Annotated in this window: 13 protein-coding genes and 1 other RNA gene; 10 read left to right on the top strand and 4 right to left on the bottom strand. The window is 66.0% G+C overall.

Features of this window, described 5'->3' with window-relative positions:
• Positions 1 to 5: 5 nt before the first annotated feature.
• A complete protein-coding gene (locus MU856_RS10085) occupies positions 6 to 962 on the bottom strand; it encodes an RluA family pseudouridine synthase (protein WP_062767855.1) in 957 nt (318 codons plus the stop codon).
• Between the two features lie 119 nt (positions 963 to 1081).
• Between MU856_RS10085 and MU856_RS10080 the strand changes: the two genes are divergently transcribed.
• The 9 genes from MU856_RS10080 to MU856_RS10040 all read left to right on the top strand — a co-directional run bounded on the left by MU856_RS10080 (position 1082) and on the right by MU856_RS10040 (position 8590).
• Positions 1082 to 1726: a histidine phosphotransferase family protein gene (locus tag MU856_RS10080; RefSeq protein WP_062902821.1), complete on the top strand. Its 645-nt coding sequence runs from the start codon at positions 1082 to 1084 to the stop codon at positions 1724 to 1726.
• A gap of 62 nt (positions 1727 to 1788) precedes the next feature.
• Positions 1789 to 4191, top strand: coding sequence for a chemotaxis protein CheA (locus MU856_RS10075; protein ID WP_263587476.1), 2403 nt, complete (start codon positions 1789 to 1791; stop codon positions 4189 to 4191).
• Entirely contained in the window at positions 4188 to 4625 is a 438-nt protein-coding gene (locus tag MU856_RS10070; protein WP_120649320.1) for a chemotaxis protein CheW, read from the top strand. Before MU856_RS10075 ends, MU856_RS10070 begins: the two co-directional genes overlap by 4 nt.
• Positions 4626 to 4697: 72 nt before the next feature.
• Positions 4698 to 5072 carry a response regulator gene (locus tag MU856_RS10065; protein ID WP_003050271.1) on the top strand — a complete coding sequence of 125 codons (375 nt, stop codon included), beginning with the start codon at positions 4698 to 4700 and terminating at the stop codon, positions 5070 to 5072.
• An 8-nt stretch (positions 5073 to 5080) separates the two neighbouring features.
• Entirely contained in the window at positions 5081 to 6196 is a 1116-nt protein-coding gene (gene cheB / locus MU856_RS10060) for a chemotaxis-specific protein-glutamate methyltransferase CheB (RefSeq protein ID WP_217372439.1), read from the top strand.
• Entirely contained in the window at positions 6193 to 7050 is an 858-nt protein-coding gene (locus tag MU856_RS10055; RefSeq protein ID WP_120649319.1) for a CheR family methyltransferase, read from the top strand. The genes cheB and MU856_RS10055 overlap by 4 nt, the downstream gene beginning before the upstream one ends.
• 66 nt (positions 7051 to 7116) lie before the next feature.
• Positions 7117 to 7806 (top strand): N-acetylmuramoyl-L-alanine amidase, encoded by a 690-nt coding sequence (locus tag MU856_RS10050; protein ID WP_062768003.1) that lies wholly within the window; start codon positions 7117 to 7119, stop codon positions 7804 to 7806.
• A 151-nt stretch (positions 7807 to 7957) separates the two neighbouring features.
• Positions 7958 to 8342, top strand: an RNA gene (gene rnpB, locus MU856_RS10045) — RNase P RNA component class A.
• 86 nt (positions 8343 to 8428) lie between these two features.
• Positions 8429 to 8590 carry a hypothetical protein gene (locus MU856_RS10040; RefSeq protein ID WP_186402361.1) on the top strand — a complete coding sequence of 54 codons (162 nt, stop codon included), beginning with the start codon at positions 8429 to 8431 and terminating at the stop codon, positions 8588 to 8590.
• Here MU856_RS10040 and MU856_RS10035 read toward each other — a convergent pair whose 3' ends face one another.
• The 3 genes from MU856_RS10035 to MU856_RS10025 form a co-directional block, all read right to left on the bottom strand.
• Complete coding sequence (locus tag MU856_RS10035; RefSeq protein WP_263587475.1) at positions 8591 to 9217, bottom strand: hypothetical protein; 627 nt, start codon at positions 9215 to 9217, stop codon at positions 8591 to 8593.
• Positions 9218 to 9305: 88 nt separating this feature from the next.
• Positions 9306 to 9788 (bottom strand): transcription elongation factor GreB, encoded by a 483-nt coding sequence (gene greB, locus MU856_RS10030; protein ID WP_186402359.1) that lies wholly within the window; start codon positions 9786 to 9788, stop codon positions 9306 to 9308.
• 7 nt (positions 9789 to 9795) lie between these two features.
• Entirely contained in the window at positions 9796 to 11829 is a 2034-nt protein-coding gene (locus MU856_RS10025) for a lytic transglycosylase domain-containing protein (protein ID WP_263587474.1), read from the bottom strand.
• A 101-nt stretch (positions 11830 to 11930) separates the two neighbouring features.
• Here MU856_RS10025 and dapA point away from each other — a divergent pair, with 101 nt between their 5' ends.
• Positions 11931 to 12806: a 4-hydroxy-tetrahydrodipicolinate synthase gene (dapA, locus tag MU856_RS10020; protein WP_186402357.1), complete on the top strand. Its 876-nt coding sequence runs from the start codon at positions 11931 to 11933 to the stop codon at positions 12804 to 12806.
• The last annotated feature ends 21 nt before the right edge of the window (positions 12807 to 12827 follow it).

Below are 12827 nucleotides of genomic sequence, written 5' to 3'. Positions count from 1 at the left end.
GAAACCTAAACGCGCAATTCATCGATCAGTTCCCGCATGTCTGCCGGGAGTTCGCTGTCGAGCGCGATGCTGTTACCGGTCACCGGATGAATAAAGCCCAAATGGGCTGCATGCAACGCCTGACGCGCAAAATGGCGGGCTTTCAGCAGGTCCGAAAGCGGCTTTCGGGCGCGCCCATAGACCGGATCGCCGACGAGCGGGTGGCCGATATGCGCCATATGGACGCGAACCTGATGCGTGCGGCCCGTTTCCAGCCGGCATTCCACCAAAGTTGCGTCTCGCAGCGGCTCGATCGTCCGGTAATGGGTGATCGCATGTTTGCCGCGGCCCGGCTCGACCACCGCCATCTTCTTGCGATTGACGCTCGACCGGCCGAGCGCGGCCTCCACCGTGCCGTTGGCGGGCATCGGGCGGCCGGTCGCGATCGCGAGATAGCGGCGGTCGATGCTGTGCGCCGCAAATTGCTTCGCCAGCCCCTCATGCGCCTTGTCGTGCTTGGCGGCGACGATCAGTCCGCTCGTATCCTTGTCGATACGGTGGACGATGCCGGGGCGCGCGACGCCGCCAATTCCCGACAATTGCCCGGCGCAATGATGGAGCAGCGCGTTGACCATCGTGCCGTCGAGATTGCCGGCGGCAGGGTGAACGACCATTCCCGCGGGCTTGTCGACCACTATCAGATGCTCGTCCTCATAGGCGATGACGAGATTCATGTCCTGCGCCACATTATGCGCGGGGGCGGGGGCGGGCAGGCGCAGTTCGAGCTTCGCCGGTGCGGATGCCTTGGCGGCGGGATCCCACAGGATGCGCCCGCCAGCATCGGTGACGCGGCCGCCCTTGATCAGCGTCTTGACGCGCTCGCGCGACAGGCTGGGCAAAGCCTCGGCCAACGCCCGGTCGAGCCGCAACCCGGCCGCGCTGTCGCCCAACGCCACGGTCAGAATGTCGTCGTCCCCCTTCATTGGTCGTCATGTGGCCCCGTCCGGTCAATATTCAAGGGGATGGCGCTTGCCCTGAAGGGGGCGGCTGCCCTAGGAGCGGCGGTGCCGGAAACTGCCGAGCTTGGGGAGCCAATGCATCCATGACCGACGATCGCGTCGATTTCGCCTCGATGATGGCCTCGCGCCTGTGTCACGACCTGCTGAGCCCCGTCGGGGCCTTTGCCAACGGCCTCGAGCTGCTGGCCGATGAAAAAGACCCTGAGATGCGGGCGCGGGTGGTCGACCTGCTCGAACAAAGCGCACGGACATCGGCGGCGAAGCTCAAATTCTTCCGGCTCGCTTTCGGATCGGCGGGCGGCTTCGGCGAAGCGGTGCCGCCGACCGAAGCGAAGGGCGCGATCGAAGGGATCATGGCCGACCGCCCGATCACGCTCAACTGGATGATCGGCGACGACGCTCTGCCCAAGCCGGCGGTCAAGATCATCCTCAACCTCGCGCTGATCCTGGTCGATGCCCTGGTCCGCGGCGGACGGCTCGACATCGGCTGCGAGCGGCAGGGCGAAAACATCGAGATCGCGTTGCATGCCGAGGCCGAGCGCATCCTTGTCGATGCCGACGTCGAACGCATCCTTGCGGAAGGCGAGGCGGCCGCCGCGATGACCTCACGAACCGCTCCCGCGGTGCTCGTCCAGGCGGTGGCGGCGCAGAATAACGGCACCGTGATGCTGGCGCGCGAAACGCCGACGTCGTTGCTCGTCGGCGCGGTGCTGCGGCCCGCCAGGTAAAGCCCTCCTTAACCATTGTCGGTCATGGTTGCGCCTTGATTTTGGGGCGCTGCGGAACCGCGATGGACGATCTTCTGAACGATTTTCTGGCTGAAACGTCGGAAATCCTTGCCGATGCCGGCGGGGCGCTGGTCGTGTGGGAGGCCGATCCGGCCGGCCGGGCGCAGCTCGATTCTATCTTTCGGATGATGCACACAATCAAGGGAAGCTCGGGCTTTCTGGCGTTGCCACGCGTGACCGCGCTTTCGCATGCCGCCGAAGAGGCGCTCGACCAGGTTCGCCGCGGTCATCGCGCGCCCGACGCCGCGCTCGTCACGGGCGTGCTCGCCATCGTCGATCGACTGTCGATGCTGTGCGAGCGGTTGGCGAGCGAAGGCGCCGAGCCGGCGGGTGAGGATGGCGACGTGATCGCCGCCCTGTCAGCCGGTGCGCCTGATCCGGTGCAGGCGGACGCGGCACCCGCGGTTCCGGAGGCGATCCGGATACGGCGCGAAGATGATATCATCACCGAATTGCAGGGCTGGCGGTCGATCCGCGTGCCGCTGCCGCTGCTCGACAGCGTGATGACGGGGGTTACCGACATCGTGCTCGCGCGCAACGAGTTCGCGCGGATGCTGCGCGAATCGGGGGCCGATGCGGCGCTGATTGGCGCGTTCGACCGTTTGTCCGATTCGATCGCGGGGATGCGCCAATCGGTGAGCCAGATGCGGATGCAGCGCATCGACAAGCTGTTTGCGCCGTTGCCGCGCATTGTGCGCGATCTGGCGCAGGAACTCGGCAAGAAGATCCATTTCGACACGAGCGGCGGGGAGGTCGAACTCGACCGCGAGATGATGGAGAATATCCGCGATCCGTTGATCCACATCGTCCGCAACGCCATCGATCACGGGATCGAGGGGCTCGACGAGCGGGTCGCGGCGGGGAAGGATATTACCGCCACCATAAGGGTTTCGGCGCGCCAGTCGGGCAATCAGATTGAGATCGAGGTGAGCGACGACGGGCGCGGCCTTTCGCCCGACGCGCTGGTTGCCAAGGCGATCGCCAACCGGCTGCTCTCGGCGGCCGACGCACGGACGCTGACGCCGGCTGAAAAGCTGGAGCTGATCTTTCGTCCGGGCTTTTCGACCGCGGCGCAGATTACGGAAATTTCCGGCCGCGGCGTCGGCATGGACATCGTCAAGGCGAATGTCGAAAAGATCGGCGGCCTCGTCGAACTGCGCAATGAAGAGGGACGCGGCCTGTCGGTGTTGCTGCGCGTTCCGATGACGCTGACGATCATTTCGGGGCTGATGGTGCGCGCTGCAGGGCAATATTTTGCCATTCCGCGCGGATCGGTGCGCGAAATTCTGCTCGAGACGAACGACAGCGTTCGTATCGAGCGGCTCGGTGGCGGCGAAATCGCAACGGTGCGCGGCGAGCAATTCCCCTTGCTGCGGCTCGAGGATGTGCTGGCGCGTCAGCGCGGCGACGACGACGATGTGGACGACCGCGCTCTCGTCATCATCCGGCCTGGGCAGGGGCAGAGCTATGCGCTCAGCGTCGCGGCGATCCATGACCATGAGGAACTGGTCATCAAGCCCGCCGCACCGATGATCATGGCGACCGGCCTTTATGCGGGCACCACGCTGCCCGACAACGGGCGGCCGGTGCTGCTGCTCGATGTTCAGGGGCTGCTCGCGGCGTCGGGCGTGGATGCCGGTGAGGCTGGCCGCAGTCAGGACCGCGCCGACGAACGCGAGGCGCAGGCCGAGCGGGCGCGCAACGCGACGCAATTGCTGCTGTTCCGCGAGGCCGACGGCCGCACGCGCGGTGTTCGCCTGTCGGTGATCGAACGGGTCGAAGAAGTGCCGCAATCGGCACTGTTTGAAAGCGGCGGCGCCGTTCGGGTGCAGGTTGGCGACGAGATATTCCCGGTCCATGCGGCAACGGTGCCTGCCGGCGAGGCGGCGGTGAAGCTGCTTCGGCTGTACGACGGCGACACGGTGATCTGTTACCCGATCGAGGCGGTGATCGACATCGTGCGCCTGCCCGACGTGGTCGAACCCGCGTCGGCACCGGGCCTGATCGCGGGCGTGGTGCTGGTCGGTGGCGAGCCCGTCGAACTCATCGATCCTTTCTGGATCATGGAGTGTCACGCCGGCGGCCGCACCGCCGTCGCGGGCCGCGCGCCGCTGTGCCGGCTCGCAGGCGATGCCGACGGGTGGGGCGAGAATTTTCTGGCGCCGCTGCTGCGCGGCGCGGGCTACCGCGTTGCCACGGCCGCCGACGCGGGCGAGGGGGCCGATGTGATGCTGTGCCTGACCGAAAGCGGGCAGGGCTGCGCCCATGATGCGGGCGATCTTCCCGTCATCTGCCTGCGATCGGCAGCGGTTTCGGCAAGCCCCGAGGATGCGAGCGTCTATCGCTACGATCGAGCGGGCTTGCTCGCGGCGCTGCGCCGTAAGGTCGGAGGAGCGCGGTCATGATGGAAAAACTGTATCTGATCGCGCGTATCGCCGACACGCGCGTCGCGCTGCGCTCGCGCTCGATCAATTCGGTGGTCACGGTCGGGGCACCGGTCGAGGTGCCGGGCGCGCCGCCGCACGTCGCAGGCCTGTTCGCGCTGCGCAGCCGCGTCTTCACGCTGATCGACCCGCATGTCGTCGTCGGCCTGCCGCCGGTGGCGGTGGCGAGCGGGCAGCGGGTGATCGTGGTCGATGTTGCGGAACATGGCTACGCGCTGCTCGCCGATGAAATCGAGGATGTGTGCTTCATCGACGCGGCCGAGACGCGCCTGGCCGGCAAGCTGATGCCGGGATGGGCGCGTGTCGCCGAAGCGATGATCGAGCATGAGGGCGCGTCGCTGCTCGTGGTCGACCCGTCGCATTTTATCGTACCGCCCGCGCTTAAGGCAGCGTGATGCGGGCCGTATTAACATAGTGGACACCCCTTGGCCGTAACGTGGCGTAAATTCCGGGGGTCGGAGGAATAAATGTCGAAATCCTGTCTGGTCGTCGATGACAGCAAAGTCATTCGCAAGGTCGCGCGACATATTCTTGAAAGCATGTCCTTTTCGGTCGACGAAGCGGCCGACGGGCAGGAGGCGCTGACCTTCTGCCGCGCCAATCGGCCCGACGTGATCCTGCTCGACTGGAATATGCCGGTGATGAGCGGGATGGAATTTCTCGGCGCCTTCAACGATCTCGATTTCGGGATCGAGGAGCGCCCGCGCGTCGTCTTTTGCACGACCGAAAACAGCATCGACCATATCCGCGCCGCCATCGAGGCCGGAGCCGACGAATATGTCATGAAGCCGTTCGATCGCGAGACGCTGGAAGGGAAATTGCAACTCGTCGGCGTTGCCTGAGCCCGGACGTGTCGCTGCCCCAATCTTCGCTGACCGACCCCAGGGTCGAAACCGACATACCGGCGGCGCGCACGGTTCGCGTGATGCTGGTCGACGACAGCCTGGTTGTCCGCAGCATCCTTGAACGTATTGTCGACGGGACACCGGGGCTGACGGTGTGTGCGTCGGTTGCATCGGCGCATGATGCGCTTGCCTTTCTCGCGAGCGAACCTGTCGATGTCGTGGTGCTCGATATTGAAATGCCGGGGATGAGCGGGATCGACGCGCTGCCGCATATCCTGCGCAGCGCCGTGAACGCCCGTGTCCTGATCCTCTCGTCGAACTGTGTCGAAGGCGGCCCGGCCGCGATCGACGCCCTCTCGCTCGGCGCGAGCGATACGCTGGCGAAGCCGGGGCGGGGCAGCTTTTCGGGTCGCTTCGCCGAGATTCTGACCGACCGCATCCTGTCGCTTGGCCAGCGGCAGCCGAACCCGCCCGAGGCGCGGCTCGCCCGCCGCGAAATTCCGCCCCCGGTCCCGGTGGCATTCGATACGGCGGCGCCGCTGGCCTGCATCGCGGTCGCGGCGTCGACCGGCGGCATTCCGGCCTTCACCAACTTCCTCGTCAATCTCGACCCGCGAATTTCGGCGCCGATCCTGCTGACCCAGCATCTGCCTGATGCCTTCATGGAATTTTACGCGCGCCAGATTGCGACGATGACGGTGCGCACCGTCCGCGTCGCGGCGGCGGGCATGCCGGTGTTGCCGAACCATATCTATCTCGCCCCCGGCGACGCCCATCTGATGGTCGTCAACGCAGGGCGGCGGCAGGAGATCGCGCTCGATCGCCGTCCGGTCGACAATGGTTGTTGCCCCTCCGCCGACCCGATGCTGGCTTCGGTCGCCGATGTCTACGGCGCCGGGGGCGTGGCCGTCGTGCTGAGCGGCATGGGCCGTGACGGGGCGACCGGCGCGGCGCGGCTGAAGGATGCAGGCGGGACCGTCCTCGCGCAGGCGCCCGAAAGCTGCGTTATCTGGGGGATGCCCGGTGCCGTTGCCAAGGCGGGGATTGCCGCGGCGACGCTCAACCCCGATGCGATCGCGCTGATGCTCGGCTCCTATCTTGGCGGCAGCAAAAAGTCATGATGGGCGGCGGTGCCAGCGAGTCCGCCTATCGCGTGCTGATGGGCGTGCTCGAATCGCGCACCGGCCAGACGCTGTCGCCGAACCGGATATGGCGGATCGAAATGTCGCTGAAGCCGGTGATGCAGCGTCACGGTATCGCGGATCTCGACGCGCTCGTCGCTGCGCTCGTCACCTCGACCAGCCGGCAGCTGCTTGACGACACGGTCGATGCGATGCTCAACAATGAAACCTATTTCTACCGCGAACACAGTGTGTTCGATGACATAGCGAAGACAGCGCTTGAGCATATTCGCGAAACCAATGCGGCCAAGCGGCGCGTGACCATCTGGCATTGCGGCGTGTCGACCGGCCAGGAAGCCTATTCGATGGCGATGCTGCTGGCCGAACAGGGCGAGCAATGGGCGGGGTGGCAGGTCGATGTCGTCGGCACCGACGTCAGCTATCATGCTATCAGCCGCGCGCGCGTCGGGCTGTACAGCCAGTTCGAGATTCAGCGCGGCCTGCCGGTGCAGCGCATGGTGCGCTGGTTCGACCAGACCGAAGGCGGTTGGCTTGCCAAGGCCGACCTGAGGCGCCGGATCGACTTTTCCGTGCAGAATATGCTCGTCGACCGCCCGCCGCTTGCCAGCCCGGCCGATCTGATCTTCTGCCGCAACCTGTTGCTCTATTTCTCGCTGCCGATGCGCCAGAAGGCTTTCGCGCGGCTGCGTTCCGTGGCCGCGCCGCAAAGCTTTCTGGTCTTGGGAGCGGGCGAGACGGTGCTCGGCCAGACCGACCAGTTCGTGGCGAGCCGCCGTCTGCGCGGACTTTATGAGCCGGCCGATCAGCAGGTGCGCGCGCCGGTCGCGGCCTGACCTTGCATTTTGCGCTCGACTGGCGCAAGCGAACACAAGGCAGGGCAGGAACGGGCCGCGACACGCATGAGCGACTTTATCGAACGCTGGTCACCCAATTTCGACGAGCGCGCGCTGCCCATCTCGATGATCGTGCTGCATTATACCGGCATGAAGACCGGCGCCGAAGCCCTTGATCGGCTTGCTGATCCCGAGGCGAAGGTGTCGGCGCATTATGTCGTCAGCGAAGACGGCCAGATCACCCATATGGTGCCCGAGGACAAGCGCGCGTGGCACGCGGGCAAGTCGCACTGGCGCGGCATCAGTGACATCAATTCGGCGAGCGTCGGTATCGAAATCGTCAATCCCGGGCATGAATTCGGCTATGTCCCCTTTCCCGACCCGCAAGTCGCCTCGGTCGTGCGGCTCGTGCACCAGATCAAGGACCGCCACGCGATCACGCGCGGCAATGTCGTCGGTCATTCGGACATCGCGCCGACGCGCAAGCAGGATCCGGGCGAGCTTTTTCCGTGGGGTGAGCTGGCGCGCCGGCGCCTGGCGCTGCCGCGGCCGACCAAGAAACTGACCGATCCGCTATGGACCGACGCCGGCTTCCTGCTCGCGCTCGAACGTTTCGGCTATGATGTCACCGACGGCTTTGCCGCGACCGTCGCCTTTCAGCGCCGCTTCCGCCCCGAACTGATCGACGGAACGATCGACGGCGAATGCCGCGCGATCCTGCTCGCACTGCTGCTGCCGCAGCCCGAGGGTGATTGATCGAGCGGGAGTGACCGAAGCGAGACATCGCAGCATCGTCATCCTGAACTTGATTCAGCATGACGAGCGTTAAACGGCTGGGATCCACCCATGTCAGTCGTTCACGCAATCGCTCGCAATCGGCGTTCGTTCGCGTTATAACTGCATGAGGCCAGAGGGTCGGGCGATCGCCGCCGCGCAAGCGGGGGAGGAAAGTCCGGGCTCCACGGAAACCACGGTGCCGGATAACGTCCGGCGGCTTCGGGCAACCGGAGCAAGGGAAAGTGCCACAGAGAGCAGACCGCTAACGGCTTCGGCCCGGCGAAAGGTGAAAGGGTGCGGTAAGAGCGCACCGCGCGGACGGCAACGGACGCGGCACGGCAAACCCCACCGGGAGCAAGGTCGAATAGGGATGGCACGAGGTGACTCAGGGCTGGTTCCGGCCCCGCCGTCCGGGTTGACTGCTTGAGCGTCCGGGCAACCGGCCGCCTAGAGGAATGATCGCCCATCCCCGGCAACGGGGTGGACAGAACCCGGCTTACAGACCCTCTGGCTTCACTCTCCCATCCCCGCGCGCCCCGCGCGCGGGAACCGCGCTGTCCAGCCCCGCGTTGGATGCAGACAGTCTGAAGGGAGACGAACCATGAAAGTCGTCGACGACCATGTCGAAGTGACCGACGAAGAAGCCAGCAGCGGCGTCAAAGGCAACGGCGTGCGCTATGTCCTTGCGATTTCGCTGTTTCTGGCGGTCATCGTGCTGTCGGTGGTCTGGATCATCCCGGCGCTGATGGGGCAGGGGCAATAATTATCTGGCGGCAGCGCCGAACGCATCCTCGCCGCTGGGGGCGTCTTCCATCCAATAGACGCGGATCGGGCGGCGGAAGCGCTTGAGTCCCGTCTTTTGATAGGATGCATTTTCGCGCGACCCGCTTAGCTTGAGCGTCGAGGTGATGACGTCGCCGGTCAGCAGGTTCCAGCTCAGTTCGCTGCCGTCCTGCGCGAAGGTGCGGCTATACATCGTTGCATCAAGGCCGATGAGCTTCATGCGCCCAGCCTCCGGGTCTAGCCGAAAGCGATAGGTTGCCGCCGTCGCGGTCGTTCCCCCGGTCAGATCCTTGACCACCAATACGCCTTTCGCGACGGACATCTCGGCTGCGCCGAGCGGGTAGGCGTCGAGGTCGAGCATGCCCTGCGGCGCGCGACCGAAACCCTTGCCCTTGTCGGCCAGGCGGACGCGCAATATCCTCTTGTCGTCGCCGCGCACGATATAGGCGATGTCATCGACGCCGTCGCCATTCAGGTCGCCCGCGATGCGTGCTTCAATCTCTTCGCCGCGGCCCAGTTCGGCCTTGATCTGCGCGTCGCCCGGCGGCTGCATCGCCTGGCTATCGGTTGCCGCCAGCGACAATGCAACGATGATGATTCCCCGCATCGACCCTCTCCTTGCGTGACGATCGGATGGCTTCGCACGATCTTTCGCGCGTCGCTGTGATCGCGCGCACAGGCGGCACGTGCCGCGATCACGGATAGGCGATGGCGACGATTTCCCATTCCTTGGGCCCCGCGGGCAGTTGGACCGTGCGCAAATCGCCGGTCGCCGCGCCGCGCAGCGCCCGGGCCAGCGGACTGTTCCAGCCGATCCGGCCGGCGCCCGCATCCGCCTCATCGTCGCCGACCAGCGTGACGGTGCGGCGCGCGTCCTCCTCGTCGGCGAGTTCGACCGTGGCGCCGAACCAGATACGGTGCTTGTCGGGCTGTTCCGCGGGATCGACGACCCGCGCGGCCTTCATCCGGCGCGCGAGGAAGGACAGCCGCCGGTCGATCTCGCGCAGCCGTTTGCGTCCGTAGATATAGTCGCCATTCTCGCTGCGGTCGCCATTGCCGGCCGCCCAGCTGATCGTTTCGACGAGCTTGGGGCGTTCGGTTACGAACAGCAAATCATATTCGGCGCGCAGCGCGGCGAAGCCCGACGGGCTGATGATATTGGTCTTGTCCCCCGCCATCGACCGGTCAGCCGGGTGTGCGCTTGCCGAGATAGAAGCTCAGCGGTGCATTGGGCAGCGACCGGTCGCCGTCGCGCAGCGTGTCGTAGACGACCGCATTTTCGAGCACGCGCTGAACATAGTTGCGCGTTTCGAAAATCGGAATCGCCTCGATCCAGTCGATCATGTCAACCGTGCCCGATCGCGGATCGCCATTGGCGCGCAGCCATTTGTTCACATTGCCCGGCCCGGCATTGTAGGCCGCGACCGCGAGCGGATAGCTGCCGCCGAAATAGCTGAGCATCTGCTGAAAATAGGTCGACCCCAATGTCATATTATAATTGGTGTCGCTGGTCAGCGAGCTCGCGTCATAGCCGAGGCCGAGCTTACTTGCGACTTCGCGCGCGGTTCCCGGCATCAACTGCATCATCCCGCGCGCGCCGGCGTGACTGATCGCCTGGCGGTCGAACTGGCTTTCCTGACGGGTGATCGCGTGGATGAAGGTCCAGTTGTTTTCCTGCCCCGCCGGGACACGCACCGTGGGGAAGCCCGAAACCTCGACCGCGTCGAGGCTGTTCGCCTGCGCGCTGCGGCCGATCATGACGCCGAGGTCGGGACGGCCGATCGACGCGGCGAGCTGGCCCGCCAGAACATGATCGGTCGGCGTCGTCGCGCGCTGCGCCAGCGCACGGAGGAACAGCGACTGTTCACGCCACGCGCCAATCTCGCCCAGCGCGCGCGCGGCGCGCACCAGCCGGTCGTCATCGAATGCCTCGCGCTCTGATGCGCTGACCCGGATCGTCGGGACGGGCACCGGCTTGGGCTGGCGGCGGCCAAGCCGTTCGAGCGAGAGCTGGCCGTAAAACTGGTCATAATGTTCGGCCGCGTCGGCGAAATGCGCTTTGGCCGCAGCCGTGTCGCCCGCTGCGAGCGCGGCGCGGGCCGCCCAGTAAAAGCCCTTGGTGCGCGTCTGCGCCGAGCGCGCGGCTTCGCCATAAGCGCGGAACAGCCGTACCGCTTCGCCTGGCCGGCCGAGGCTCTTGTAAGCGAGCTGGCCTGCGAGCCATGCCAGCGAGGTATAATCGTCGCGCACGCCGAGCGGCTGTTCCCGCACGACCGTCCCCGACGGCAGCGCGTCATCAAGCTGTCGCGCGATATTATAGGCAGTCACCTTGTCGCCCGCGGCATCGGCCTGGCGCGCGTTGGTGAGCAGGGTTTCGAGCCATTCCTCGGCATCAGTGGGTGCCGAGGCCAGATTGCGCGGCCCAGCGAGCAGCGCGCGCGCTTCGCCGACGCGGCCCGCCTTGCGCAGCCACGTTGCCTTGTCGGCGATATAGCCGGGGTCGGTGCGGGTCAGCGACGGATATTGCGCTTCGATCGCCGACGCCTGCATCGCGGCGTCGACCGCGCCGCTGCGCATTGCGAGCCGCACCGCGAAGATCGGCCGCCGGTCGGGCGAGGTGAAGGCGAGTTGGCGCGAGGCGGGGCCGGTCGCGCCCAGCCACAGCAGCTTGTCCATCCGTGCATCATGATCGGCGAGCGAGATCGCGCCGGGGAAGAGACTCAGCACCCGGCTGACCTCCGCTTCATCGAGCGTGCCGCCGGTCCAGGCCCGGCGCACCGCGGCATAGGCTTCGTCGCGGCGGCCCGACGCGTTGAGCGCTAGCGCCATACGCAGCTCGCCGCTCGCGGTGCGCGGCGGAAAGGCCTGGAAATAGGCGAGCGTGCGCGCGGGATCGAAACTGTCGATCGCGATCGCCTTTTCGGCGCGGACGCGCATCTTGTCGGCATCGGGCCAGTCGCGATTGGCCATCAGGAACCGCGAAAGCCGGTCGAACGACGCAGTCTGGTCCTGCGTCAGCCGCCGCCATTCGAGCACCGCGTCGCCGACGGTGTTGGTCGCGCTCGGCGGCGAGGTCGAGACCGACGCGAGCCCCATCTGAGCGCGATACCATGCCATCTGATCGGGCGTCAGTTCGCTCGCGGTGGCGACCGATGGGACAAGCAGCGCTGCAGCGAGCGCGAGGCGGGAAATTGGGGGCAGCGAAAACATGCCGGCCATGTTAGTGGCAAACTCCTTGCAGGGCGCTGAATAGGCGTTCATGACGCGGCGCGCTGACCGGATTCTATCGGTGAAAGCGGCTTTTTGTAAAGGAGCGGAGCATGTTCTCGGGGTCGATTCCCGCTTTGGTGACGCCATTTCGCGACGGTGCGTTGGATATGCAGGCCTTTGCGCGCCTCGTCGACTGGCAGATCAAAGAGGGGACGAGCGCGCTCGTGCCGTGCGGTACGACCGGCGAGAGCCCGACGCTGAGCTTCGACGAACATTATCGCATCATCGACGCGTGCATCGAGGCGGCGGCGGGACGGGTGCCGGTGATCGCCGGCTGCGGGTCGAACGACACCGCCACCGCGATCCGCCACATGCGGCATGCGCAGGCCGCAGGGGCGAGCGCCGCGCTGATCGTCGCGCCCTATTACAACCGCCCGAGCCAGGAAGGCATGCTCGCCCATTTCAGGGCGCTCGCCGACGCGAGCGATCTGCCGATCGTCGTCTACAATGTCCCCGGCCGTACCGTCGCCGACATCAGCGCCGAAACCATGTGCAAACTCGCCGAAATTCCGACGGTCGTCGCGACCAAGGATGCGAGCGGCGACCTTGCGCGCGTGACGATGCACCGGGCCGGGGCGGGCGCCGATTTCTGCCAGCTCAGCGGCAACGACGACCTGTGGTTGCCGCACGCCGTTCTGGGCGGGGTGGGCTGCATTTCGGTCACCGCCAATGTCGCGCCGCGCCTGTGCGCCGATTTCGCCGCCGCTTGCGCCGCGGGCGACTGGGCGCGCGCGCTGGTCCTGCACGACCGGCTGTTTCCGCTGCACAAGGCGATGTTCACCGACGCGTCACCGGCGCCGGTCAAATATGCGCTGGCGCGGGTGCACGACTGGTTTTCGGCCGATCTGCGCCTACCTATCATTCCGGCGTCCGCTGCATCGCGCGCCGCCGTCGATGCCGCACTGGTTTCGGCGGGCGTTCTCTAGGTTTTCTTCCTCGAGGTTTTC

The sequence above is a fragment of the Sphingopyxis sp. GC21 genome (assembly GCF_025727575.1).
Classification (GTDB): domain Bacteria; phylum Pseudomonadota; class Alphaproteobacteria; order Sphingomonadales; family Sphingomonadaceae; genus Sphingopyxis; species Sphingopyxis terrae_A.
Note: the sequence above shows the minus strand (reverse complement) of the source record. Positions and strands in the feature narration are given on the sequence as shown.